We start from the raw sequence: 25526 nt of genomic DNA, 5'->3' as shown, positions 1-25526 counted from the left end.
CGCGCTCTACCGATCGGCGTCCGTGTAGCGGATGACACCGCGGATGTTCTTGCCCTCCAACATGTCCTGGTAGCCATCGTTGATCTGTTCAAGCTTGTACTGCCGGGTAACCATGTCATCGAGGTTCAGCTTGCGCGCTTTGTACATCGACAGCATCTGGGGAATATCGTGGTGCGGGTTGCCGCCGCCGAAGATGGTGCCCTGCAGGTTCTTCTGCAGCAGGGTCAGCATCGCCAGGTTCATGGTGACATTCGTTTCCATCATGTTGGCCACTGCCGTCACCACGCAGGTGCCCCCCTTGGCGGTCATGTTGAGGTAGTTGTCGATGTCCTCGCCCTTGAGCTCACCGGTGGTGATGATGGTCTTGCCGGCCATCTGGCCCTGGGTGGACTCGGCGATACCCATCATCGCCGAGTCCAGATCGGGATAGGCGTGCGTCGCGCCGAATTTCAATGCCTGATCGCGCTTCCACTCGACCGGGTCGATCGCGAAGATCTTGCGTGCGCCGGCGATCACCGCACCCTGCAGGGCGCCCATCCCCACGCCGCCGATGCCGGCGATCGCGACATCGTCGCCCGGTTGGACGTCAGCGCTTCGGATGGCTGAGCCGTACCCGGTGGTCACGCCACAACCGACCAGGCAGGCTACCTCGAACGGGATGGACGGGTCGATCTTCACGACCGAGGTCTTGTGGACGACCATGTAGGGGCTGAACGTGCCGAGCAGCGTCATCGGGAAGACCGGTTGGCCCTTGGCATGGATACGGTGGGTGCCGTCGGAAACAGCGGTGCCCGCGAGGAGTCCGGCGCCCAGGTCGCAGAGGTTGCGCTTGCCGCTCTGACAGGTCGGACACTCGCCGCACGACGGGATGAACGACAGCACCACGTGGTCGCCGACGGCGACGTTCTCCACACCGGGGCCGACTTCGGTCACGATGCCGGCGCCTTCGTGTCCGCCGAGCACCGGGAATCCGGCCATCGAGATGTCGCCGGTGACCAGATGGTGGTCGGAGTGGCACATGCCCGACGCTTCCATCTGGATCTTGACCTCGTCCTTGACGGGGTCACCGATCTCGATCTCCTCGATCGACCACGGCTGGTTGAACTCCCAGATCAGAGCGCCTTTGGTCTTCATGTCTCCTGCTTTCGACTAGAGCCTCTACCTAGAGACTAGAGGCTCTAGTTAGCCATATCACAGTGCCCCCAAGCAAGTGCTTGGGCAAGAGCTGGGGGATGGCTACCAGAGCGGGATAGGCGCCTGGCCGAGCGGGTAATAGCCGGGCAGCTGCTCCCCGGCGACCGAACGCTCGATGCGCTTCTGCATGGTCGGGGTGAGGTCGCCGGTTTCGATCAGCTTGAGGAACGCCTTTTGCACGTGACCAAAGTCGAAGAAGTCCCGCTGCCACTCGATCATCAGGTTGCTGTCGAGCCGGAACCAGCTGCCACCGATGCCGTAGATCTCATCGCGGCTGCCGTCGCCTTTGTTGGCGACCTGCTTCCAGAAGCCGACGATCTCGTTCTGCTTCTCGTCGATCAGCACCTTTTGATACTCGTAAACCCAGTTCTCCAGGCCCTCCATCTCCAGGCCCAAGGCGATCTCGCGTATTTGATCCCTGCCGAAGCACATCACGTCCTCCTTGGGGCCGATGTTCCAGCCGTAGGTGGCGTCCTCGGTGTAGAAGTCGGCCATGGGCTTCCAGTCACCGGCGGCTTCGGCATCCCGATTCGCCTTCAGCCAGCGCTCGACCCACTCTTCGAGCTGGGCGCGCCGCGTGCCGGATTCAGTCATGTCTTATCTTCCTCATTCCTTCTGGTGAAGCGACAGTGCACGGGTTGGACACATCTCGACGGCTCGTTCGACGTCCTCGCGCAGCGCGTCGGGTGGCTCCGCGGTGAGGATCTCGACGATGCCGCGCTTGGGCACCGTGAAGACATCAGGAGCCTCCAGCTCGCACATGGCGTGCCCCTGGCACAGGTCCTCGTCGAGTTCGACGCGATAACAGCCCATGGGTCAGGCCTTCTCGATTCCCCGGTCGTGCCCTGCGCCGGCCGTGTGGGCCCAGCCCTCCAGCCCGCGGTTGGCTCGCCTGCGGTACCGGACCCTGGCTGGTCGGGCCAGCTGAACCACCATCTTCGAGTGGTCGTTCTGGTAGCTCTCGGGCGGCTGTGCCATCTCGAACTCGTACTCCCGCAACAACACCGAGAAGATCGCTTTGATCTGCATCTGGGCGAACGCGGCCCCTACGCAGCGATGCTTGCCGGCGCCGAAAGGAATCCAGGTCCAGCGATTGATCAGATCTTCCTGCCGTGGCTTCTCGTAGCGCTCCGGATCGAACGCGTCCGGGTTCGGAAAATCCTCAGGGAGCCGATTGGAGATCGCCGGCGAGGCCGCCACCATCTGGCCCTGGTGGATCCGATGGCCCGCCACCTCGAACTCGTCCTGGGCCACGCGCATCAAGATGATCAGCGGCGGATGAAGTCGCAGCGTCTCCTTGACCGCGTTGTCCAACTTTGGAATCTGGCGCAGCGCATGAAAACTCACCTCACGGCCGTCGGCGTAGAGGTCAGCAAGCTCCTGGGTGACTTCCCGGTACGCGGCCGGGTGGCGCAGCAACTCGATCAGTGTCCACGACGACGTTCCCGAGCTTGTGTGATGACCGGCGAACATCAACGAGATGAACATGCCGGTGATCTCGTTGGCCGAGAAACGGGGACTGCCCTCTTCGTCCTTGATTGAAACCAGCACGTCGAGCATGTCCCGATCGCTCTTGTCCCTGGGCGGGTTGGCCAGTCGGCCGTGCATGACTTCCTGCACCAGTTCGACCAAACCGGCGCGCGCCTCGTCGCGGATCCGGAAGCTCTCGATCGGCAGGTAGGGATCGACGTAGCACAGTGGATCGGTACCGCGCTCGAGCAGGTGATAGTAGTGGGCGAACCGCGAGTCGAGCTGGTTGCGGAACTTCAACCCGATCAGGCACGCCGTCGAGGTGTAGATGGTCAACTCGGCGAAGAAGTCCAGCAGGTCGATTTCGCCGCTGTCGCCCCAGTCGGCGATCATCCGCTTGACCTCGTTCTCGATCGTCGCGGCATGGCCTTTCATCTGTTCGCCGCGCAGCGCCGAGTTGTGCAGCATCTCCTTGCGCCGTTCCGGGTCTGCGTCGAACACGACCCCCTCGCCGAAGATCGGCGTCATGAACGGGTAGGCCTCGGCCTGGTTGAGGTCTTCGTCGCTGGAGCGGAAGAAGAACTCGTTGGCCTCCGCGCCGGACAGCATGACGACCTGCTTGTCGGCGAGCTGGAACCAGCCGACATCGCCGCATTCGTCTCGAATCCGCTTCATCAGCCCGATCGGATCGGTGCGGAACTCCTCGAGATGGCCGTGTTCCTCTTCGCCGCCGGAGACGCGGGGCGCAGCCGCGGTGGTCATCAGAGATTCTCCTCGTTGAGGATCAGCTTCTGACGGTCCGCCGGCGCGCTGGCCAACGGCGCCTCGGGCTGGAGCTCCATGTTGGCGATGAACCCGCCGCGAGGGGTTTCCGCGACGAAAGTGATGGCGCGCGCGAGGTCGGCGGCGCGCAGGAAGTAGTCGTGACGGGCCTGGCCCCATTTGGCCCAGTCCTCCAGCGCGGGCCCGATGAGCTCGGCCGGCAGGCTCCAGCCCATCGCCGTCTTCGTCGGTCCGGGATGAACGATCGAGGCCCGCACCCCCGTGCCCTCCAACTCCATCTGCAGGTTGTTCACCATCGCCACGAGTGCCGCCTTGGCCGCCCCGTAGGCGCCCATGTGCGGGCGCTGGCGAAGCGCGACGTCGGAACCTACGAAGATGAGATCGCCTCGCTGACGCTCGATCATGCCCGGGAGTATTGCTGCGGCAACGCGGTTGGCGCCGATCAGATGGATCTGTACCTGCGACTCGAATTGCTCGGTGCTGATCGCATCGAGCTTGCCGAAATAGGTATCGCCGGCCCCGGCAACCAGCACCTCGATATCTCCGAGTTCCGCCGTGGTCTGCTCGACGCAGGCCTGCACCGAGTCGGGGTCGGTGACGTCGAGGTGCACCGCGATCGCTTCACCGCCGTCGGCACCGATCTTTTCCGCGATCTGCCGGCACTTCTCGATCCTGCGGGCGGCCAGGGCGACCGGAAACCCGTGAGCGGCCAGATCGATTGCGGTGGCTTCGCCGATACCGGAGGAGGCGCCCGCGACGAGTGCAGGACGGCGGCCGGGCATGGGGTCGAATCGAGGCATCAGCGAGTCTCCACGTGGATGGGCAGGTGGGCGAAGCCGCGGACATTGCTCGAGTGGACGCGGACGGCATTGGCCTCGTCCAGTTCGTATCCACGGATTCGCTTGAACAACTCGGCCAGCGCAACCCGGGCCTCCATCCGCGCGAGATGCGCGCCGAGGCAGAAATGGGCGCCGCTGCCGAAACTCATGAGCTTGGGGCCAATCTCGCGCCCGATCAGGAATTCGTCGGGGTTGGCGAAGACGCGCTCGTCGCGGTGTGCGGACCCGGGTAAGAGCAGCAGCACGTCGCCATCGGGGATGGTGGTGTCGTAGAGGGAGAGCTCGCCGGACACGGTGCGGGCCAGGATCTGGCTGGACGTGTCATAGCGCAGCGTCTCCTCCACCCACAGCGGCACGCGCCCGAGATCTTCGTACACCGGTGCCAGCTGGTCGGGGTTGCGGTGCCCCCAGAACGCGGCATTGGCAAGGAGTTTGGTCGTGGTCTCATTGCCCGCGATCACCATCAGGAACATGAAGCCGAGAATCTCGTCATCGGTGAGCCGGTCGCCGTCGATCTCGGCTTCCAGCAGCGCCGACGTCAGATCGTCGGCGAGACGCTCGCGCCGCTCGGCGACCATGCCCTGGTAGTAGACGATGAGGTTGAGCGAGGCCTCGACCGCTGCGGGAGGTACGTCGGTGACGCCCTCGTCGCGGTGCACCACCGCATCGGCCCAGCCTCGGATCTGGTCGCGGTCGGCCTGCGGAACGCCCATCAGCTCCGAGATGACGTCCATGGGCAGCTTGCCGGCGAATTCGTCGACGTAGTCGACGGTTTCGTTGCTGCGGGCGCGCTCGAGCATGGTGTCGAGATGCTGGACCGCGATCTCGGTCACCCGCGGTTCGAGTTCGCGGATTCGGCGCGGTGTGAAACCTCTCGACACGAGAGTGCGCAGGCGCAGGTGATCGGGGTCATCCATGGCCAGAAACGACATCATCTTCCACGCGTGTGGACTCCGTGAGGCCGGGTCGAGGGAGACGCCGAATTTGTTGGACAGCGTCGTGCTGTTGCGGAAGCCCTGCAGGACGTCGCGGTGGCGCGACACCGCCCAGAAACCGAGTTCCTCGTTGCGGTACAGCGGAGCCTCGTCGCGCAGCCGCTGGTAGTACGGATACGGATCTTCGTGGAAGTCGTAGTCGTACGGATCAAAAATGACATCGCTGACCGCGCCGCTGCCGATGGTCATCGATCCTCTCCGACCAGGAGGCCGACCGCATAGCTCAGATGGTCGGCGATCTGCTGATAGGTGAACGGTCCGCTGCCGGCGTGGACCAGGGCCCCGAAGAAGGTCATCTCCAATGCGCACAGCGTGCGCGGATCTCCGTCGGGACCGAGTGCCGCGCGGATGCGGCGATGGATCTCGGCACCGATCCGGTCGCGTACCCCGAGCACGGCGGGATCGTTGCCCGACAACAGCGCGGTGGTGCACGCGGCGGCGACCTCGGGCTCATCGGCGACCATCAGTGCCATGCTGCGCAGTGTCCTATCGACACGGGTGACCGTGCTTTCGTTGACGTCGGTGAAGTAGTCGACCTGCTGCACGAGGTCCAGGTAAACCTCGGCGATCAGATGGTTCTTGGAGGAGAAGTAGGTGTAGGCGGTCGCCGGTGCGACTTTGGCTCGGGCGGCGACCGCCCGCACGGTCAGGTCTGCGTAGGAGGATTCGCGCAACATTTCCAGGCCTGCCGCCAGGACCTTGCGAAAGGTCTCTTCCTGGCGACGGTTTCGGGGCGGCTGCTGCGATGAATCGACAATCGCCGCAGCGACTTGACTGGACACATGTCCAAGTTATCGGAACTCCCGGCGGGTAGGCAAGTGCTGTCGGAAATGTCCTGTCCAACATAGTTGATCGTGTTGACCCAAGGCTCGATGTTGCCCCGCGGCCTGATCTGAAGCTATGGTTTCACCAAAAGTTGTCGGACAGTTGTCCAGATATGGAAGCGGGAGTTTGGATGGTAGTTCTGGCCGATCAGGAGAGCAGGCTGTTCATCGATGGCAAGCTTGTCGCCGGTAGTGCGGGCACGTTTCCCACCGTCAACCCCGCCACCGAGGAGACCCTGGGAGTTGCTGCCGATGCGTCGGTCGGTGACATGGATGCTGCGATCGGAGCGGCGCGACGCGCCTTCGACGACACCGGCTGGGCCACCGAGGTGGAACTTCGGGTCCGATGCATCCGCCAGCTTCAGCAAGCCATGCGTGATCACGTCGAAGAACTACGGGACCTGACCATCGCCGAGGCCGGGGCGCCACGCATGCTGACGTCCGCCGCGCAACTGGAGGGTCCCGTCGAGGATCTGAGCTTCTGCGCCGACACCGCGGAATCCTTTCGGTGGACCACCGATCTCGGCATCGCATCCCCGATGGGCATGAAGACCCATCGGACGGTCGTCAGGGAGGCGATCGGCGTGGTGGGTGCCATCACGCCGTGGAACTTCCCCCACCAGATCAACCTGGCCAAGATCGGTCCGGCGCTGGCGGCGGGAAACACCCTGGTACTCAAGCCCGCACCCGACACGCCCTGGGCAGCCGCGGTACTCGGTGAGCTGATCGACGAACACACCGATTTTCCGGCCGGCGTGGTCAACATCGTTACCTCCAGCGACCACGGGGTCGGCGCGATACTGTCCAAAGACCCTCGTGTGGACATGGTTTCGTTCACCGGGTCGACGAACACCGGCCGAACGGTGATGGCTGACGGCGCGGCCACTGTGAAGAAGGTGTTTCTGGAACTGGGCGGGAAGTCGGCCTTCCTGGTGCTCGACGACGCAGACCTTGCGGGGGCGTGCTCGATGGCGGGGTTCACGGCCTCAGTGCACGCGGGCCAGGGCTGCGCGATTACCACCCGACTGGTGGTGCCCCGGGACCGCTACGACGAGGCCGTCGAGGCCGCCTCGGCAACGATGAGGGGGCTCAAGCCGGGGGACCCCGCCGACCCGGGGACGATCTGCGGGCCGGTGATTTCGGAGCGTCAGCGCGACCGCATCCAGGGTTATCTCGACTCCGCGATCGCCGCGGGGGGCACGTTCGGCTGCGGCGGCGGCCGTCCCGCCGATCGCGAGACCGGCTACTTCATCGAGCCGACGGTGATCGCGGGACTCGACAACACTGCCCGGGTGGCCCGTGAAGAGATCTTCGGTCCGGTGTTGACGGTGCTCGCCCATGACGGCGACGACGACGCGGTGCGCATCGCCAACGATTCGCCGTACGGGTTGTCCGGCACGGTGTTCTCGGCGGATGAGGATCGCGCTGCGGGCATCGCCGCACGGATGCGGGTCGGCACCGTCAACATCAACGGCGGCGTCTGGTATTCGGCAGACATGCCTTTCGGTGGCTACAAGCAGTCCGGCATCGGCCGGGAGATGGGGCTCGCCGGTTTCGAGGAGTATCTCGAGATCAAGGCCATCGCCGCCCTGGTGAAATAGGGGTCACGGCGAACTGGGGATCGGCGAACTAGGGATCGGCGAACTAGGGATCAAGGAGACGCGCGTGGGGCATTACGGAGAACAGTTCAAGGAGAAGGTTGCCATCATCACTGGCGCCGGTGGCGGCATCGGGCAGGCCTACGCGGAGGCACTGGCCCGCGAGGGCGCGGCTGTCGTCATCGCCGATATCAATGCCGAGGGCGCCCAGAAGGTCGCCGACGGTATCAAGGGCGAGGGTGGTGATGCGCTCGCGGTGCCGGTAGACGTCAGCGATCCGGAGTCGGCCAGAGCGATGGCCGCACAGACGCTGTCGGAGTTCGGCGGCATCGATTATCTGGTCAACAACGCCGCGATCTTCGGCGGCATGAAACTCGACTTCCTCATCACTGTCGATTGGGATTACTACAAGAAGTTCATGAGCGTGAACATGGACGGCGCCCTGGTGTGCACCAGGGCGGTGTACCGCAAGATGGCCAAGCGCGGTGGTGGCGCCATCGTCAACCAATCGTCCACCGCGGCATGGCTCTACTCGAACTTCTATGGTCTGGCCAAGGTCGGCATCAACGGGCTTACCCAGCAGCTGGCCACCGAGCTCGGCGGGCAGAACATCCGGGTCAATGCGATCGCACCGGGACCCATCGACACCGAGGCCAACCGGACCACCACGCCACAGGAGATCGTCGAGGACATCGTCAAGAAGCTGCCGCTGTCGCGGATGGGTGAACCCGAGGACCTGGTCGGCATGTGCCTGTTCCTACTGTCGGATCAGGCCAAGTGGATCACCGGCCAGATCTTCAACATCGACGGCGGACAGATCATCCGGTGACTGACTCCGAAGACATGAAGCTCGGTTACGTCGGACTCGGCAAGATGGGTGCACCCATGGCCCAGCGACTCATCGAATATCCAAGTGGTGTAACTGTTTTCGACGTTCGTGCAGACGCCATGACGACATTGGCCGAACTGGGTGCGACCAGGGCGGAGGGCATTGCCGATGTCGCCCGGGCCGACCTCATCAGCGTGACTGTGCTCAACGACGCGCAGGTCCGCGAAGTGGTCGGTCAGCTCGCCGAGCACGCCAAGCCGGGCACCGTCATCGCGATTCACTCGACCATCGGTCCGGATACCGCGGTCGAACTTGCAGATAGCTGGCGGCCCAGCGGCATCCATATCATCGACGCACCGGTCAGCGGTGGTGGTGGTGCGGCTGAAAAGGGCGAGCTGGCCATCATGGTGGGCGCGGACCGGCGGGTGTACGAGCGGATCAAGCCGGTCTTCAAGCACATGGGATCGATGATCATCCACGCCGGCGATGCGGGCGCAGGAACCCGAATGAAGCTGGCCCGCAACATGCTGTCCTTCATCGGTTACGCCGCAGCCTGCGAGGCGATGGAGTTGGCGGAGGCCAGCGGCATCAATCTCTCGCAACTGGGCAGGGTGGTTCGGCACACCGACGCGCTGACCGGTGGCCCCGGGGCGATCATGGTGCGCGAGGACATGACCGAGCTCGCTCCCGACCATTGGCTGCACGATGCGTTCACCCACACCCGTGGGTTGGGCGAGAAGGACCTCAGCCTGGCGCTGGCACTGGGGACGGCGAAGGGCGTGGACCTGCCGTTGGCCCAAGTGGCGCTGCAGAACCTGGCCGCCGGGCTCGGCGTGCCACACATGAAGGAGTGAGCATGGACGAGATACGTCGCAAGGGTCTCGCGAAGATGAACCAGGTCTACGGGTGGGAGATGCCGGATATGCCCGGCGACTACTTCGCGCTGACCGCAGACCACCTCTTCGGCAACATCTGGAGTCGGCCCGGCCTCTCGATGCGGGAGAAGAGAATGATGACGCTGACCGTGGTGACCGCACTGGGGATCACGGATCTGGCTGAGATCCAGGCCAATGCGGCGCTGAACAACGGCGAACTCACCGAGGGGGAGCTCAAGGAGATGGCGATCTTCCTGACCCACTATCTCGGCTTCCCGCTCGGCTCCAAGCTCGACGGCGTGGTCACCAAAGTGGCAGCCAAACGCCGCAAGACCGCCGAGAAGGGCGCGGGCGAGGACAAGCGCGCCAACGTCAACGAGGCGTTGAACATGCACTCGGGAAGCAAGCTCGATGATGGGGATGATGAGTAGGTACGCTTCGCTGTCGCGCAAGGACCTTGCCACCCTGGTACCTGAACTGCTGCTTATCGGTCAGCTGATCGACCGCTCCGGGATGGCCTGGTGTATCAGTAAATTCGGCCGCGAGGAGATGGTGGGGATCGCGATCGAGGAGTGGGCCGCGTCCAGCCCGCTCTACACCAAGCGGATGCAGAAGGCGCTCGGGTTCGAGGGCGTCGACGTCATCACTGTGTTCAAGGGACTGCAATTCGATATCGGCGCCCCGCCCCAGTTCATGGACTTCCGCTATACGGTGCACGACCGCTGGCATGGCGAGTTTCACCTCGATCACTGCGGTGCGCTGCTCGACGTGGAACCTATGGGCGACGACTACGTCCGCGGCATGTGCCACGACATCGAGGATCCGACATTCGACGCCACCGCTCTGGCGACCAACCGCAGGTGTCGGGTCCGGCCCATCCACCGCCCGCCGCGAACGGCCGCTGACCAACTTCCGCACTGCAGGTGGACGGTGATCATCGATGAGTCCTACCCGGAGGTGGACTTCATCCCAGCCCTGGATGTCGTCGGCGCGAGCCGCGCGCAGCATACTGAACTCGACGCCATCGATTCGAACGACGAAGGTATGGAGGACTATTCAGGTCCGCTCCTATCCGACGTCGACTTCGGCGCGTTCTCGCATTCGGCGCTGGTGCGGATCGCCGACGAGGTCTGCCTGCAGATGCATCTGCTGACGCTGGGGTTCAACATCGCAGTGCGGGCCCGGGCGAAAGATGATGTAGCGGTGGAGGAACTGATCAGGTACAAGGCGTTGACCGGCATCGCCGGGGTGGCCGCCGAGCGGATCAGGAGTGCGTTGAACATTTCCGCTGATGCCACGGGTGCGTTGCGGGTACTCGAACTGCACCCGCTGCTGAACCCGGCCGCCTACGTGTCGGCGGATTCCGCCCCCGGGTCCCTGCACATTCGTCGTTCGCCTGCGCACGAGGACGGCGCGTGGATCTCACTGGTGTCGCCGGCCGCCGATCGGCCCTTGCAGGCGATCGTGCAGGGCGTCGATCCGCATCTGCGCGCCGAAGTGGCCGGTAGTGAAACCGACTGGACAGTAGCCATTGTGGAGACCGATACCGCGGCCGCGGAACTGCCCGAGGTTTCGGTATGCAAGGTCAGCGGGGGCGCGGGTTGGGTCTTCGAGGAACGGAAGTCGCTGCCACTGACGGTGGTGTGACGTCGAGGTTCACGCGAGCGCGTTGCCCACCCAACGGCGCAGATAGGCGCGTAGTTGGTCGCCCCGACGAGGGGGACGGCCAGGGTCGATGACGTAGGACTGGATGATGCGCAGCAGATGTTCGGCCAGTTCGTCGAGATCGGCTCCGCTGTACCCCTCGGCGGCCCAGTCGACGTCCAGGCGCTGCACCATGTCTCGGGCGAACTGCTGGGCGATGTCGGAGGTGACCGACTCGATGTGCGCCGATCCGCCGGGCGCGATGAGGAGTCCGATGTATTTTTCCCGGGGCAGCCATTCCAGGGCCGTCGCGAGAGCCTCGGTGACCGCCTCGGCCGGATCTCGGATTCCGACCATATGCGCGGTCAGTCGATCGAGAAACCCGTCGACGGCGTGCACCGCAGCGGCGATGAGCAGTGCCTCGGTGCTTGCGAAGTACCGGTAGACCGTCTGTCGGGTCACCCCGACGGTGCGCGCCACATCCGAGATGCTGAAATCGGCGCCGTGGACTTCGATCGTCTTGCCCGCGGCGTCGAGAATCCTGGCGACAGCCTCCTGATCCGAGGCCGGCTTGGCCCCCGACCATCCGTGTGTCCGCACGGGATGAACTCTAAGGTGGCCGGTGGCGCCGGCTACCGGTAGGCGACCTCGAGCTTCTTCACGCCATTGATCCAGCCCGATCGTAGCCTTTGGGGTTCGGCGAGCTTGGCGATGTCGGGAATCTGGTCGGCGAGCTCGTTGAAAATCAGCTTGATCTCCATGCGGGCCAGGTTGGCACCGATGCAATAGTGCGCACCGTTACCGCCGAACGCGAGGTGCGGGTTGGGGTTTCGCAGGATGTCGAACTCGAATGGGCGGTCGAACACGTCCTCGTCGAAGTTCGCCGAGCTGTAGAACATGCCGGCCCGCTGGCCCTCGCGGATCAACACATCGCCGACCTCGATGTCTTCGAGGGCGGTGCGCTGGAAACAGTGCACGGGGGTGGCCCACCGGATGATCTCGTCGATTGCGGTGTCGGGCCGATCCTGTTTGAACAACTCCCACTGATCGGGGTTGTCGAAGAAAGCGTTCATGCCGTGGGTCATGGCGTTGCGGGTGGTTTCGTTTCCCGCGACCGCGAGCAGGATGACGAAGAACGCGAACTCGACGTCTTCCATCGACTCTCCGTCGATATCGGCCTGGACCAGTCGGGTGACGATGTCGTCGGCGGGGCAGCGGCGGCGTTCCTCGGCCATCGTGTAGGCGTAGCCCATCAGCTCGGCGTTGGCTGCGACGTGGTCGGTCTCGAAGTCGGGGTCGTCGGTGTTCATGATGGTGTTGGTCCAGTGGAAGAGCTTTTCGCGATCCGCCTCGGGCACGCCGATCAGGTCGGCGATGGCCTGTAGCGGCAGCGGCATCGCAATGTCGTCGACAAAATTGCCGAAGTCGTGTTCCGTCTTGGCCTTGGCGACGATGTCGCGGGCCGCCGTCGCCAGCTTCTCCTCCAGGGCGGTGATCGCCCGGGGAGTGAACAACCGCGACACTATTTTGCGCAGCCTGGTGTGTTCGGGCGCGTCGTGGTTGATCAGCAGGGCCTTGGTCAGGTCGAGTTGGTCGGCGGTCACACCGTCTGGCAGGCGCATCACCGCTCCCTTGCGGTGCGTCGACCACACCGCGCTGTTGCGCGAGATGTCCTTGATGTCCGCGTGACGGCTGATCACCCAGTAGCCGCCGTCCTCGAAGATGGTGTCGGCCTGCTCGTTCCACCACACCGGTGCGGTCTTGCGCAACTCGGCGAACTCGGTGACGGGAATCCCCTTGACCAGGACGTCCGGGTCGGTGAAGTCATACCCCGCAGGCAGGAAAGGGCAGCTCTGAGTAGTCGTCATGTGAATCGAACTCCTGTGATGTGAAGCACTTTCCCTAGACCATACACTATTGCCGTTTGTTGTATGGCCACGTGGGCGCTGACGCTCGGTCGCCATGCCACTAAGGTGTGCTTCTGTGCACGTCCTGGTGATCGGTTCCGGAGCCCGTGAACACGCGCTGTTGCTCGCGCTGCGCCGAGACCCGGAGGTCTCGGCGTTGGCTGTAGCACCCGGCAATGCCGGCACGGTGGGCATCGCTGAACAGCACGACGTCGACGTGACCTCCAGTGAGGATGTCGTCGCGTTGGCCCGACACATCGGAGCCGACCTTGTGGTCATCGGACCGGAGGTGCCACTGGTGCTGGGCGTGGCCGACGCCGTGCGAGAAGCCGGCTTCGCCTGCTTCGGACCGACGAAAGACGCGGCGCGCATCGAGGGCTCGAAGTCTTTCGCCAAGGAGGTGATGACTGCGGCCGGAGTGCGTACCGCCGCAGGCGAGATCGTCGACAACCCCGCGCGCCTCGACTCCGCGCTGAGCAGATTCGGGCCGCCGAACGGCGATCCCGCATGGGTGGTCAAGGATGACGGATTGGCTGCCGGCAAAGGCGTGCTGGTGACCGCCGACCGCGACGCCGCCCGTGCGCACGCCGCGAGCCTTCTTGACGCCGGCCACCCGGTGCTCCTCGAAACATTCCTCGACGGGCCCGAAGTGTCGCTGTTCTGCGTCGTCGACGGCGAGACCGTGGTCCCGTTGCTGCCGGCGCAGGATTTCAAACGCGTCGGCGACGGCGACAAGGGGCCCAATACCGGTGGGATGGGCGCCTACGCGCCACTACCGTGGCTGTCCGAGGAGATGACCGGACGCATCGTCGACGAGGTGGTGAAACCCGTTGCCGCCGAACTCGTCAACCGTGGCTGCCCATTCACAGGACTGCTCTACGCCGGGCTCGCGATAACCTCGCAGGGTCCCGCGGTCGTCGAATTCAACTGCCGCTTCGGTGATCCGGAGACTCAGTCGGTCCTCGCGCTGCTGGAATCACCGGTGGGACAGCTGATGCATTCCGCGGCCACTGGCGAGCTGGCCGGTCAGCCGCCACTGCGGTGGCACCAGGGCTACGCCGTGACAGTCGTGGTCGCCGCGGAGAACTACCCGGGCCGTCCGCGAGTAGGCGACGTGATCCACGGCGCCGACGCCGACCCGGAGGGCTCTGATACGGGCAGTACCGTGCTGCACGCCGGCACTGCCGGCCGCGACGACGGCGCCATCGTATCCTCGGGTGGGCGGGTGCTTTCAGTCGTGGGAGTCGGTCCTGACCTTGACGCGGCCCGCGATGCCGCCTATGGGCGGATCAGCTCGATCCGATTGCCCGGCAGTCACTTCCGTAGTGACATCGCCCTGGCCGCCGCAGAGGGGCGAATCTCAGTTTAGGCCGTCAGTAACGGTGCCGCCCAGGTGAGTTCGTCGGTCAGCTGCGACGACCAGTACGACGCGTTGTGTCCGCCGGGTGAGAAGCCGCCGGCCGGTGGAGTGGAGAGTTGGCCGATGAACTGCTGCGTCGCCGGGTAGAACGGATCGTCGTAGCCGCAGTCGATACGCAGCGGAATCCCGTTGAGTGAGCCCAGGCCCCACACGCTGTTGGCGGCGTAGTCCTCAGCGCTGTCGAAAGCCCCCGGGGCCGCAGCACCCGGCGATGTCCACAAGGCCGGGCTGACGGCGCAGATCGCGGCGGTGCGGCCGGCGCCCAGTCGCGCGCCCAACAGCAAGGCGCCGTATCCGCCCATGGACCACCCCTGAAAGGCGACCCGGGAGATGTCCAGGCCCTGCTCGCCCAGCAAGGGGATGAACTCGTCGAGCACCATCGCGCCCGAGTCCTCGCCGGACGCGCGTCGGTGCCAATAGCTGCCGCCCCCGTCGACCGCGGCGATTGCGAACGGCGGTACCCCGGCGCGCACCGCATCGGCGAGGAACTGCTCGGCGCCCATCGACATCACCGCGTGGGCGTTGGAGTCTTTGCCGTGCAGCAGGATCACCGGTCGGAGCGGCGTCCCCTGGCCGGGAGGGCGGGCGACGATCCAGTTTGTCGCGGCGCCACCGCGAGCGGCAGACGCGAAGGAGCCGGCCGCAAACGTGGGCGCCGGCCCAGGTGGTGCCTGCGGTGCGGACGGTGCGCCTGCGGCCACAGGGGCGCCCAAAGTGCCCAGTGTGCCCAATGTGGCTGCCCCGGCCGCGGCCGCGATGCCGCTGCGCACACCGATGTGCAGGAGGGTGCGACGGTTGATGGCCGGCATGCGCGCCATCATGCCACCGGGCGAACCGCGCAGGGGCTGTTGATTAGTCGAAAGCGCGATGCCGAAACCCCCTGGCTGGCAACATGCTATAGGTGACGGCAGCAGTCACTCCCAAGGGAGAGCGTCGGCGGTATGCGCTGGTCAGTGCGGCCGCCGACCTCCTCTGCGAGGGCGGCTTCGACGCTGTGCGGCACCGCGCCGTCGCCCAGCGGGCCGGGTTGCCGCTGGCGTCGACGACCTACTATTTCTCCTCCCTTGAGGACCTGATCGCCAACGCGGTGGAACACGTCGGAACGCGTGAGTCCGAGGAGTTGCGCGACCGGGTATCCGTGTTGTCGCGGCGTCGCCGCGGCGCCGAGTCGACCGCCGACGTGTTGGTCGACCTGCTGGTCGGTGACAGCCCCGAACAGGTCACAGAACGACTGATCTCGAGGTACGAGCGATACATCGCCTGCGCGCGGCAACCCGGTCTGCGTGACATCGAGCGACGACTCCTTCAGGAGCGTACTGATGCTGTCGTCGAGGTGGTCGGGCGTTCCGGAAGGTCGGTGCACGCGGAGTTGCTCACCGCACTGGTGTGCGCGGTGGATGGTGCGGTGGTGGCCGCACTGGTCGGAGAAGGCGACGGTCCGCGCGCGACGGCCCGGGCCACCTTGATCGACGTGATCGACGTGCTCGCCCCTTTTGACTGACAACACTCTAGACACCGCCGAGCGACTCGTTGAGTCGCTGAAATCTGCTGGCCAGCAATTCAATACGGTCGTCATTGCCGGCCAGCTGCAGATAGCGGTTACCGAACACCGCGAGCAACACGTCGTCGAGTCGACGCACCGCGCCGGCCGGGTACCGGTAGTCCATCGCCTCGTTGACCGCGGTCGTGTCGGTGCCGCTGAGGATCGCTTCCACGCCGTCCACCGAGTCGATGCCGAGTTCTAGCAGCAGGCCGGCGATCCAGGCGTAGTGCTCGGTGCGTGACCATCCGGCGTCGGGGAACCGGTTGCCCAGATAGGTGGCCAGCACCGGTGTCGGAATCCTGGGGTCGCTGCTGGTCTGCGGAGCAGGCTCGGAGGGCACGGTCGACCGGAGTCGCTCGCGGATCGCCGAGAATTCCCGGTCGGCCAACTCGAGCAGGCCCGCGGCCAGGGTGAAACGCCGGTCCAGATCGGGTGCGTCTTCCTCGGGCACCGAACCCTTGTACCGGACATCGTGCTCGAACTCGGCCCAGGCGTGCTGCAGGATGGTCCGCACTTGAACCGATGCCGGCTGCTGCTCACCCTCGGCGGCCACCAGCAGATGTCTGCTGGTGTAGCCCCACCGGCCTTCGCTCGCCGTCTCGACTCCCATGTCGCGGTCGTCGAGCAGTCGCATCTCCTCACCGAGCAGGTTGGCCACCGCGGCGACGTCATCGCGCAGGTAGGTGATCACCCGCACGCCAACCTGGTCGGTGATCTCCGACAGCGGATCGGTGTAGAGGCGACGACCGTCGACGGTGCGATCGGCCTTCGCGGCGAAAGATGCGACAGTCTTGGTGCGCGCGGTGACGCTGAGATAGTTGATGCCGGCATCATCGAGTAGGCCCGTGACCGCCCTCAGGTAATGGCCCGTCGACTGTGTGAGCGCCGGTACGCGTTCGGCGTAGGTGGCGATGGCGTCCAGGATCGCGCCGGGTGTCGGCTCCGGTGGTGCCGGTTCCAGGTCGGGGGGCAACGTCGGGGTGACGATGTAGCCGGTCTCGCCGTCGCCGTACACGGTCACCTCGTCGGGCCGGCGCGCCGCGTGCATCGCCACGTATGCGCACATCACCGCGTCCACCGGATCCTCGACCCGGCGCAGTTCGCTCTTGCGCTCGGCCTGTTCGGCCGAGCTGCGCAGTTGCCTCCAGTGCTCGCTGTCTGCGACACGCAGTGCCGGGTCCGCCTGCGCCAGGCTTTCGATGTGTTCCATCAGGCGCAGCAATTCGGCACGCAGCTGGGCGAGGCCGCGGCCCGGCTTGGCCTTGTACTTCAGGGTGCGGCCCAGACGGAACAGCGCCACCGTCGCCGGGTGCGGGTACACCTCGATCGCCCGGCGCGGCGCGGTCGACTGGGGGTCTATGTCGAGGCCCAGATCGCGGGCGACCCGCGCTGCTCGGGGGAAGTCGGCAAACTCGGGTTTGCCGGTGTTGGACGGGTGCGCACCGGCCTGGAATCGGCCGAAGTCGGCATTGAGCTGCTGTTCGGCCGGGCGTTGCCCGGTCGCGTTGGTGACGATCAGTGGAGCGTCGATGGCGACCAGGCAGTCGCCCTGGGTATAGGGCGCCAACGCGGCGCGGATGCTCTTATCGTCAGTGGCGGCCCCGGCGTACACCAGCCGCCCGGCGTCGTCGACGGCGGCCACGCCGGTGGGCTTGCGCTGACCCCAGGCCAGGTCCAGCCCGACGTAGAAGAGATTGCAGCGAGACGAGTACACAACGATCAGCTTGCCTCATCGGGCCGATAGGCTGTGTGTTCGTGAGCATTCCCGCGCCAATCCCCAATGTGCTGGCTGATCGCTACGCCAGCGACGAGATGGTGGCGATCTGGTCACCACAGGCCAAAATCGTCACCGAGCGGCGGCTGTGGCTGGCGGTACTGCGGGCGCAGGCAGAGCTCGGCGCGGGAAACTCAGAGCTCCTCGATTCGGTGATCGGTGACTACGAGCGGGTGCTCGAGGTCGTCGATCTGGAATCCATCGCCGCGCGGGAGCGGGTGCTGCGCCACGACGTGAAGGCCCGGATCGAGGAGTTCAACGAGCTCGCCGGCCATCAGCATGTGCACAAGGGGATGACCAGCCGGGATCTCACCGAGAACGTCGAACAGCTGCAGATCCGTCAGTCATTGCAGCTCGCGCACACCCACGGCATTGCGGTCATCGCCCGACTCGCCGAGCGTGCGGTTGTCTACGGCGACCTGGTGATGGCCGGGCGCAGCCACAACGTCGCCGCGCAGGCCACCACGCTCGGCAAGCGTTTCGCCTCAGCGGCCCAGGAGATGCTGGTCGCCCTGCAACGCATCAGCGAGCTCATCGACCGTTACCCGCTCCGCGGCATCAAGGGTCCGATGGGTACCGCCCAGGACATGCTCGACCTGTTCGCCGGAGACACCGACCGGCTCGCTGATCTCGAGCGGCGCGTCGCCCAGTTCCTGGGCTTCACCGAGATTCTCACCAGCGTCGGGCAGGTCTACCCTCGCTCGCTGGACCATGACGTGCTCTCGGCACTCGTGCAGTTGGGGGCCGGCCCCTCCTCGCTGGCACACACCATCCGCCTGATGGCCGGCCACGAACTGGTGACCGAGGGATTCGCCCCCGGCCAGGTCGGGTCCTCTGCGATGCCCCACAAGATGAACGCGCGCAGCTGCGAACGCGTCAACGGTTTGCAGGTTGTGCTGCGCGGATATGCGTCCATGGCCGCAGAATTGGCCGGCGCGCAGTGGAACGAGGGAGACGTGTTCTGCTCGGTGGTGCGTCGCGTCGCGCTGCCGGACGCGTTCTTCGCCCTCGACGGCCAGACCGAGACGTTCCTGACGGTGCTCGACGAATTCGGCGCCTACCCCGCGGTGATCCAGCGCGAACTCGATCGCTACCTGCCCTTCCTGGCGACCACTCGCATCCTCATCGCCGCGGTGCGGGCGGGAGTCGGTAGGGAGACCGCCCACGAGGTCATCAAGGAGCACGCGGTCGCGGTCGCGCTGGCGATGCGCGAGCGCGGTGCGGAACCCGATCTCCTGGACCGGCTCGCCGCGGACCCGCGATTGCCGCTGGACCGGGTTGCGCTCGATAGCGCTCTGGCTGACAAGCAGGTCTTCACCGGCGCGGCGGGTGACCAGATCGGTCGGGTGGTCGCGGCGGTCGACGATGTCATCAGCCGCCATCCCCAAGCGGCGGAATACACGTCCGGCGCGATTCTGTAGGCGTGCGGTCAGCCGTCCCGGCGTAGTCCGGCCGCGCGGATACCCGAGGCGCGCAGTTCGAGAGCTGCCAGGCCGCGGATGGCGATCGGGTCCTGGTTCCGCCACGCGCTCACCGGATCGGTACTGATCGCCGCCAGCCTGGGGAGCGGGCGGTTGGCCAGCGCCCGCAGCGCCAGGAGTTGCTCGCCTGCGGCGGTGGACGCAAGCGTCACAGCGGTCCATTTGCGCCGAAAGAATCGCACCCGCAGGAACAGCCACGGCATCATCAGCGCCAGGATCGGAGGTGCGGCCACCGCCAGCGCGAGGAGCCAGGCCAGCCATCCGGCCGTCACACCCAGTGACTGCCCGGCCTCCGCGATTTCGCGGGCGGCGCTACCCGCGCCCGTCAGGGGCTTGGCCAAGGCGTCGCCGATCAACGGGACGCCGTCGACGCTGTCGCCGGCCGCGTCGAGATTGCCCGCCACCCCGTTGGCGCCGCCTTCCACCCGGTAACCGAATTCGGCGATCGTGGCCACCGCAGAATGCACCGCCATTCCGACGAACACCCAAATGGCCGTCCAGATGATCACCACGGCATCGCTGAACAGTTGCGACATCAGCCGGCCGGGCGTTGTGGCATACGGGACCCACCGAGTTTTCATGTGCTCGATCACAACACACTTCGATCACGACAAACGGAGTCGTATCACGGTGCAGCGTTAGGCTGGCCCGATGCGCCCTGCTCTGTCCGACTACCAGCATGTGGCCAGCGGCAAGGTTCGTGAGTTGTACCGCGTCGATGACCGACACCTGCTGTTCGTCGCCTCCGACCGGATCTCTGCCTACGACCACATTCTGGACTCCGAAATACCCGACAAGGGCAGGGTCCTGACGGCCATGAGCGTGTTTTTCTTCGACCACCTCAGTTCTTCCCGGCCCCCTGCGCCGAACCACCTCGCCGGCCCACCGGACGACGAGCGCATCCCGGCCGAGGTGCTGGGCCGGTCGCTGGTGGTGGAGCAACTCGAGATGCTGCCGGTGGAAGCGGTGGCCCGCGGCTATCTCACCGGCTCGGGGCTGATCGACTATCAGAAGACGGGAGGACTGTGCGGCATCGAACTGCCCCCGGGGCTGGTGGAGGCAAGTAAGTTCGACGAGCCAATCTTCACGCCGGCGAGCAAGGCCGAATTCGGTCAACACGACGAGAACATCACTTTCGACGATGTCGTCGAGGCGGTCGGAGCGGAGCGCGCCGACCAACTCCGCGAACGCACCTTGCAGGCCTACCGCCGGGGGGCTGCACACGCCCTGACCAAGGGCATCATCCTGGCCGATACCAAATTCGAGTTCGGTGTCGACGGGAAGGGTGAACTGAAGCTGGCTGACGAAGTGCTCACGCCCGACTCGTCGCGTTACTGGCGTGCAGACGATTACACCGAGGGTGTGGTGCAGAAGAGCTTCGACAAGCAATTCGTTCGCAACTGGCTGACCGGCTGCGATTCGGGCTGGGACCGTGGCGGTGACGCAGCCCCGCCGCCGCTGCCTGAAAGTGTCGTGAAGGCGTCCAGGGCGCGCTATATCGAAGCCTACGAACGTATTTCAGGACTGAGATTCGACGACTGGATCGGAGCGTCTGCGTGAAGTCACCGATTGCCAAGCGGGTGGAGCACCGCCGCGAACATCACGGCGACGTATTCATCGACCCCTATGAATGGCTGCGGGACAAGTCCAGCCAAGAGGTTATCGACCACCTCGAAGCCGAGAACGCCCATACCGAAAGCGTGACCGCGGATCTCGAGCCTCTGCGGCAGAACATTTTCGACGAGATCAAGGCCAGAACCAAGGAGACCGACCTTTCGGTGCCGACCCGTCGTGGCGAGTGGTGGTACTACGGGCGCAGCTTTCATGGCAAGCAGTACGGGGTGCAATGCCGTTGTCCTGTTATCGATCCCGATGACTGGACACCGCCGGAGTTTGACGAGCACACCGAGATTCCGGGCGAGCAGGTGCTGCTGGATGAGAACTTGGAGGCCGAAGGTCACGACTTCTTCTCTCTCGGCGCGGCCAGCGTCAGCGTCGACGGAAACATCCTCGCCTACTCGGTAGACCTCAGCGGCGACGAACGTTACACATTGCGGTTCAAGGACCTACGGACCGGAGAACGCTTCGACGACGAGATCGCCGGGATCGGCGCGGGTGCCACCTGGGCCGCGGACAACAGCACCGTCTACTACGTCACCGTGGACGATGCGTGGCGCCCGGACACCGTATGGCGCCATCGGATGGGCGCCGGGTTGCCGGCCGAGCGCGTCTATTACGAACCCGACGAACGGTTCTGGGTCGCCGTCGGACGTACGCGCAGCAACAAGTATGTCGTCATCGCCGCGGGCAGCGCGGTGACATCGGAGCTGCGCTTCGGCGACGCAGCCGATCCGCAGGCGGCGTTCGCCACCGTGTGGCCCCGTCGCGAGAACGTTGAGTATTCGGTCGACCACGCCGTGGTCGGCGGGCAGGACCGCTTCCTGATCCTGCACAACGACGGGGCGGAGAACTTCACCCTCGTCGAAGCGCCGGTCAGCGATCCGACGGCGTGCCGGACCCTGATCGAGCATCGCGGCGATGTGCGGCTGGACTCCGTCGATGCGTTCGACAGGCATCTGGTGGTCAGCTATCGCAGCAATGCGCTACCGCGAATCCAGCTGTGGCCCATAGTTGAAGGTCCGAGCAGCAACGGCTATGGGCTGGCCCGGGACATCACCTTCGATTCGGACCTGATGTCGGTGGGGTTGTCTGCCAACCCGAATTGGGGCGCGCCCAAACTGCGCGTGGGTACGACGTCCTTCGTCACACCGGTGCGCATCTACGACCTCGATCTGGCTACCGGTGAGCGGACTCTGTTGCGCGAGCAGCCCGTGCTTGGCGACTACCGGCCCGAAGACTACGTGGAGCTCCGCGATTGGGCGGTCGCGCCCGACGGGGCGCGGATACCGATCTCGGTCATCCACCGGGCCGGGCTGCGGTATCCGGCGCCGATGCTGCTGTATGGCTACGGCGCCTACGAATCGTGTGAAGACCCGCGGTTCTCCATCGCGCGGCTGTCCCTCCTCGACCGCGGGATGGTGTTCGCGGTAGCCCACGTGCGGGGCGGCGGCGAACTCGGTAGGCGGTGGTACGAGCACGGCAAGATGCTGGAGAAACGGAATACTTTCACCGACTTCATCTCGGTGGCAGCACATCTGGTCGGTACCGACGTAACCAGGCCGGAGAACTTGGTTGCCTACGGGGGTAGTGCCGGGGGTCTGCTGATGGGAGCGGTCGCCAACCTGGCGCCCGACCTGTTCGCGGGGATTCTGGCCGCGGTGCCCTTCGTCGACCCGCTCACCACAATCCTGGATCCCTCACTGCCGCTGACCGTGACCGAGTGGGACGAGTGGGGAAACCCGCTCGAGGACCCCGACGTGTACCGCTACATGAAGTCCTACTCGCCGTACGAGAACGTCGAAGCAAAGAACTATCCGGCGATCCTGGCGATGACATCACTGAACGACACCCGGGTGTACTACGTGGAACCTGCGAAATGGGTTGCAGCGCTGCGGCACGCCCAAACCGACCCGCACAACGATGCCGCCAAGGTACTGCTGAAGACGGAGATGCACGCCGGTCACGGCGGCATCAGCGGCCGCTACGAGCGGTGGAAGGAAGCCGCCTTCCAGTACGCGTGGCTGCTGGACGCGGCAGGACTGGCTACCAAAGCAGCCCAACCCGATTGACCCGGACCCCTCGCCAGGTGATCGCTGCGATCCAGGTCGTCGTGCCGCGCTAACGGAACCGACACCTGCAGGCGCGGTGTTGTCCACCGTGCGGACACCTGGCGTTGCGACACTGCGGATATGGCAGGACAACTGATCGTGTCGATCTCCGGGATCACCGACCGCACGCTGGCTGACGTCGCCGGTTTCCGCAACCGCCTCGACGACCGCGGTGTCCCCGCGTCGTTCCTGGTGGCACCGCGCCGCAAGGGTGGGTACCGACTCGACCGCGACCGGACCACCGTCGACTGGCTGGCTGAACGGCGCTCAGGCGGCGACGCCATCGTGCTGCATGGCTTCGACGAGGCTGCCACCAAGGCGCGGCGCGGTGAGTTCGCGGCGCTGCCCGCCCACGAAGCGAACCTCCGACTGATGGCCGCCGACCGGACCCTCGAGCACCTCGGGCTACGCACGCGGTTGTTCGCCGCGCCCGGCTGGAACGTCTCACCGGGTGCGGTCACAGCGCTTCCCCGCAACGGCTTCCGCCTGCTGGCCGGACTCAGCGGCATCACCGACCTGGTCCGCGGGACTACCGAACGCACCCGGGTGCTCGGCATCGGCGAGGGTTTCCTGGCCGAGCCATGGTGGTGTCGAACCCTGGTGTTGTCGGCCGAGCGCATTGCGCGGCGATCCGGTGTCGTTCGGGTGGCCGTAGCGTCGCGACACCTGGGTCGTCCGGGCATCCGGCAGGCCATGCTGGACGCCGTCGACCTGGCGCTGATGCACTCATGCGTGCCGGCGGTCTACGAGTGGCAGAACCGACCTGGGCTGACTCGCGCCGCGTAAGGGCTTCGATCGCTACATTGGCTCCATGGCTGACGCTGATGTCATCGTGGTGGGTGCTGGATTGGCGGGGCTGGTCGCCGCTTGCGAGTTGGTCGAGCGCGGTCGCCGCGTTCTGATCGTCGACCAGGAGAACGAGGCCAACATCGGCGGTCAGGCGTTCTGGTCGTTCGGGGGTCTGTTCCTGGTGGACAGTCCCGAGCAGCGGCGCCTCGGCATCCGCGACAGCCACGAACTTGCCCTGCAGGACTGGCTCGGCACGGCGGGATTCGACCGCCCCGAAGATCACTGGCCCAGGCAGTGGGCTCAGGCCTACGTCGATTTCGCAGCAGGGGAGAAGCGAAGCTGGCTGCGAGATCGCGGGTTGAAGACCTTCCCCCTGGTGGGGTGGGCCGAGCGGGGCGGCTACGACGCCCGCGGGCACGGCAATTCGGTACCCCGCTTTCACATCACCTGGGGGACGGGGCCGGCACTGGTCGATGTCTTCGCGCGCAGGCTGACCACGGCCGGGTTTGCCTATCGACACCGCGTCGACGAACTCATCGTCGAAGACGGGGCGGTGGTCGGAGTGCGCGGCGCGGTGCTGGAGCCTTCCACGGCCGCGCGCGGGGTCGCTTCATCGCGCGACGTCGTGGACGATTTCGAGTTCCGGGCTCAGGCGGTCGTGGTGGCCAGTGGCGGGATCGGCGGCAACCACGACCTGGTCCGCAAGAACTGGCCGGCGCGTATGGGGCGGGTACCCGAACAGTTGCTCAGCGGTGTCCCGGCTCATGTGGACGGCAGGATGCTCGAGATTTCAGAAGCCGCCGGTGGCAATGTGATCAACAGCGACCGGATGTGGCATTACACCGAAGGCATCACCAACTACGACCCGGTCTGGCCCTTGCACGGCATCCGTATTTTGCCCGGGCCGTCGTCGTTGTGGCTGGATGCCACCGGCAAGCGACTGCCCGCACCGCTGTATCCCGGATTCGACACGCTCGGCACGTTGGAGTACATCGCCAAGACCGGCTACGACTACACGTGGTTCGTTCTGAATTCCCGGATCATCGACAAGGAGTTCGGACTTTCGGGCCAGGAGCAGAACCCCGACCTGACCAATCGCAGCGTGCGAGAACTCCTGGAGCGTTCCCGGAAGGGTCCCGCACCGGTACACGCGTTCGTTGACAAGGGCGTGGATTTCGTGACCGCGAATTCGTTGCGGGACCTGGTCTCGGCGATGAACGCGGTACCCGACGTCGAGCCACTCGACTTCGCTGTTGTCGAGGCAGAGCTCACCGCGCGAGATCGGGAGGTGAAAAACCGGTTCACCAAGGACAGCCAGATCAACGCCATCCGTGCTGCGCGCACCTTCCTGGCGGATCGCGTCAGCCGAGTGGTCGCCCCGCACCGGCTGACCGACCCGAAAGCCGGGCCACTGATTGCGGTGAAGCTGCACATCTTGACGCGGAAGTCGTTGGGCGGCTTGGAGACCGACCTGGATTCCCGCGTTCTGCAGGGGGATGGCACGGTGTTGCCCGGTCTGTACGCCGCCGGTGAGGCAGCCGGTTTCGGCGGCGGCGGGGTGCACGGCTACCGTTCGCTGGAGGGCACGTTCCTCGGTGGCTGCGTGTTCTCCGGGCGCGCGGCGGGTCGCGCTGCTGCGCGAGACGTGGGCTGATCACATGCCATCCTGCGCGCCCGCCATCCTGCGCGCCCGGCCACCCTGGCGAGCAGACGCGAAATCGCGCGACACGTCCGGAATGCGTGCGACTTTGGGTCTGCTCGCGGGTTGGCGTGGAGTCTTAGAACGCCGCGGCACTCTCGGGTTCGAGGACCTGGAAGTCGGTGTCGGACATC

At 65.5% G+C, this 25526-nt stretch carries 23 protein-coding genes and 1 pseudogene; 12 read left to right on the top strand and 12 right to left on the bottom strand.

Going from position 1 to position 25526, the window contains the following annotated elements:
• Positions 1-6: 6 nt before the first annotated feature.
• The 7 genes and pseudogenes from ACPGXI_RS13060 to ACPGXI_RS13030 all read right to left on the bottom strand — a co-directional run bounded on the left by ACPGXI_RS13060 (position 7) and on the right by ACPGXI_RS13030 (position 6063).
• Positions 7-1134, bottom strand: coding sequence for an NDMA-dependent alcohol dehydrogenase (locus ACPGXI_RS13060; protein WP_526653511.1), 1128 nt, complete (start codon positions 1132-1134; stop codon positions 7-9).
• A gap of 102 nt (positions 1135-1236) precedes the next feature.
• Positions 1237-1788 carry a nuclear transport factor 2-like protein gene (locus ACPGXI_RS13055; protein ID WP_526653509.1) on the bottom strand — a complete coding sequence of 184 codons (552 nt, stop codon included), beginning with the start codon at positions 1786-1788 and terminating at the stop codon, positions 1237-1239.
• A gap of 12 nt (positions 1789-1800) precedes the next feature.
• Positions 1801-2007, bottom strand: coding sequence for a ferredoxin (locus ACPGXI_RS13050; RefSeq protein WP_526653507.1), 207 nt, complete (start codon positions 2005-2007; stop codon positions 1801-1803).
• A 75-nt stretch (positions 2008-2082) separates the two neighbouring features.
• Positions 2083-3426, bottom strand: a pseudogene (gene cyp51 / locus ACPGXI_RS13045) (lanosterol 14-alpha demethylase); the annotation flags it as partial.
• Positions 3426-4247, bottom strand: coding sequence for an SDR family oxidoreductase (locus ACPGXI_RS13040; RefSeq protein WP_526653505.1), 822 nt, complete (start codon positions 4245-4247; stop codon positions 3426-3428). The gene ACPGXI_RS13040 and the pseudogene cyp51, both read right to left, overlap by 1 nt.
• Positions 4247-5470 carry a cytochrome P450 gene (locus ACPGXI_RS13035; protein ID WP_526653503.1) on the bottom strand — a complete coding sequence of 408 codons (1224 nt, stop codon included), beginning with the start codon at positions 5468-5470 and terminating at the stop codon, positions 4247-4249. Before ACPGXI_RS13035 ends, ACPGXI_RS13040 begins: the two co-directional genes overlap by 1 nt.
• Positions 5467-6063 (bottom strand): TetR family transcriptional regulator, encoded by a 597-nt coding sequence (locus ACPGXI_RS13030; protein ID WP_526653501.1) that lies wholly within the window; start codon positions 6061-6063, stop codon positions 5467-5469. Before ACPGXI_RS13030 ends, ACPGXI_RS13035 begins: the two co-directional genes overlap by 4 nt.
• A 173-nt stretch (positions 6064-6236) precedes the next feature.
• Here ACPGXI_RS13030 and ACPGXI_RS13025 point away from each other — a divergent pair, with 173 nt between their 5' ends.
• The 5 genes from ACPGXI_RS13025 to ACPGXI_RS13005 all read left to right on the top strand — a co-directional run bounded on the left by ACPGXI_RS13025 (position 6237) and on the right by ACPGXI_RS13005 (position 11054).
• The gene (locus tag ACPGXI_RS13025) at positions 6237-7706 is read left to right on the top strand and encodes an aldehyde dehydrogenase (protein WP_526653499.1); all 1470 of its coding nucleotides are present in this window, start codon (positions 6237-6239) and stop codon (positions 7704-7706) included.
• Positions 7707-7770: 64 nt separating this feature from the next.
• Positions 7771-8532 (top strand): SDR family oxidoreductase, encoded by a 762-nt coding sequence (locus ACPGXI_RS13020; protein ID WP_526653497.1) that lies wholly within the window; start codon positions 7771-7773, stop codon positions 8530-8532.
• Between the two features lie 14 nt (positions 8533-8546).
• Complete coding sequence (locus tag ACPGXI_RS13015) at positions 8547-9386, top strand: NAD(P)-dependent oxidoreductase (protein ID WP_526653530.1); 840 nt, start codon at positions 8547-8549, stop codon at positions 9384-9386.
• A gap of 2 nt (positions 9387-9388) precedes the next feature.
• On the top strand, positions 9389-9838 hold the full coding sequence (locus ACPGXI_RS13010) for a carboxymuconolactone decarboxylase family protein (RefSeq protein ID WP_526653495.1): 450 nt from the start codon (positions 9389-9391) through the stop codon (positions 9836-9838).
• Positions 9828-11054, top strand: a complete 1227-nt coding sequence (locus ACPGXI_RS13005) for a hypothetical protein (protein ID WP_526653529.1) — start codon at positions 9828-9830, stop codon at positions 11052-11054. Before ACPGXI_RS13010 ends, ACPGXI_RS13005 begins: the two co-directional genes overlap by 11 nt.
• Positions 11055-11063: 9 nt before the next feature.
• Here the strand turns inward: ACPGXI_RS13005 and ACPGXI_RS13000 are convergent, their stop codons facing one another.
• Positions 11064-11651 carry a TetR/AcrR family transcriptional regulator gene (locus ACPGXI_RS13000; RefSeq protein WP_526653493.1) on the bottom strand — a complete coding sequence of 196 codons (588 nt, stop codon included), beginning with the start codon at positions 11649-11651 and terminating at the stop codon, positions 11064-11066.
• 32 nt (positions 11652-11683) lie between these two features.
• Positions 11684-12919 carry a cytochrome P450 gene (locus ACPGXI_RS12995; protein ID WP_526653491.1) on the bottom strand — a complete coding sequence of 412 codons (1236 nt, stop codon included), beginning with the start codon at positions 12917-12919 and terminating at the stop codon, positions 11684-11686.
• 115 nt (positions 12920-13034) lie between these two features.
• Between ACPGXI_RS12995 and purD the strand changes: the two genes are divergently transcribed.
• Complete coding sequence (gene purD, locus ACPGXI_RS12990) at positions 13035-14327, top strand: phosphoribosylamine--glycine ligase (protein ID WP_526653489.1); 1293 nt, start codon at positions 13035-13037, stop codon at positions 14325-14327.
• On the opposite strand, the gene ACPGXI_RS12985 is transcribed toward purD, so the two are convergent.
• Positions 14324-15196 (bottom strand): alpha/beta hydrolase, encoded by an 873-nt coding sequence (locus tag ACPGXI_RS12985; RefSeq protein ID WP_526653487.1) that lies wholly within the window; start codon positions 15194-15196, stop codon positions 14324-14326. The two genes, purD and ACPGXI_RS12985, sit on opposite strands and share 4 nt — an antisense overlap.
• 83 nt (positions 15197-15279) lie before the next feature.
• On the opposite strand from ACPGXI_RS12985, the gene ACPGXI_RS12980 reads away from it, so the two are divergent.
• A complete protein-coding gene (locus tag ACPGXI_RS12980) occupies positions 15280-15879 on the top strand; it encodes a TetR/AcrR family transcriptional regulator (RefSeq protein WP_526653485.1) in 600 nt (199 codons plus the stop codon).
• A gap of 7 nt (positions 15880-15886) precedes the next feature.
• Here ACPGXI_RS12980 and relZ read toward each other — a convergent pair whose 3' ends face one another.
• The gene (gene relZ / locus ACPGXI_RS12975) at positions 15887-17635 is read right to left on the bottom strand and encodes a bifunctional ribonuclease/(p)ppGpp synthase (protein WP_526653483.1); all 1749 of its coding nucleotides are present in this window, start codon (positions 17633-17635) and stop codon (positions 15887-15889) included.
• A 59-nt stretch (positions 17636-17694) separates the two neighbouring features.
• Here relZ and purB point away from each other — a divergent pair, with 59 nt between their 5' ends.
• Positions 17695-19116 carry an adenylosuccinate lyase gene (gene purB, locus ACPGXI_RS12970; protein WP_526653527.1) on the top strand — a complete coding sequence of 474 codons (1422 nt, stop codon included), beginning with the start codon at positions 17695-17697 and terminating at the stop codon, positions 19114-19116.
• Positions 19117-19124: 8 nt separating this feature from the next.
• Here purB and ACPGXI_RS12965 read toward each other — a convergent pair whose 3' ends face one another.
• Positions 19125-19757 carry a hypothetical protein gene (locus tag ACPGXI_RS12965; RefSeq protein ID WP_526653481.1) on the bottom strand — a complete coding sequence of 211 codons (633 nt, stop codon included), beginning with the start codon at positions 19755-19757 and terminating at the stop codon, positions 19125-19127.
• A gap of 70 nt (positions 19758-19827) precedes the next feature.
• On the opposite strand from ACPGXI_RS12965, the gene ACPGXI_RS12960 reads away from it, so the two are divergent.
• From ACPGXI_RS12960 to ACPGXI_RS12945, 4 genes are all read left to right on the top strand, one after another.
• Positions 19828-20736 (top strand): phosphoribosylaminoimidazolesuccinocarboxamide synthase, encoded by a 909-nt coding sequence (locus tag ACPGXI_RS12960; RefSeq protein ID WP_526653479.1) that lies wholly within the window; start codon positions 19828-19830, stop codon positions 20734-20736.
• Positions 20733-22865 carry a S9 family peptidase gene (locus tag ACPGXI_RS12955; RefSeq protein ID WP_526653477.1) on the top strand — a complete coding sequence of 711 codons (2133 nt, stop codon included), beginning with the start codon at positions 20733-20735 and terminating at the stop codon, positions 22863-22865. The genes ACPGXI_RS12960 and ACPGXI_RS12955 overlap by 4 nt, the downstream gene beginning before the upstream one ends.
• Positions 22866-22985: 120 nt before the next feature.
• Complete coding sequence (locus ACPGXI_RS12950) at positions 22986-23690, top strand: DUF2334 domain-containing protein (protein WP_526653475.1); 705 nt, start codon at positions 22986-22988, stop codon at positions 23688-23690.
• A gap of 25 nt (positions 23691-23715) precedes the next feature.
• Positions 23716-25347, top strand: a complete 1632-nt coding sequence (locus tag ACPGXI_RS12945) for an FAD-binding dehydrogenase (RefSeq protein ID WP_526653473.1) — start codon at positions 23716-23718, stop codon at positions 25345-25347.
• Positions 25348-25526 lie beyond the last annotated feature (179 nt).

This window comes from Mycobacterium sp. (assembly GCF_049608025.1).
GTDB lineage: Bacteria > Actinomycetota > Actinomycetes > Mycobacteriales > Mycobacteriaceae > Mycobacterium.
This window is presented reverse-complemented; position numbering and strand designations above follow the sequence as displayed.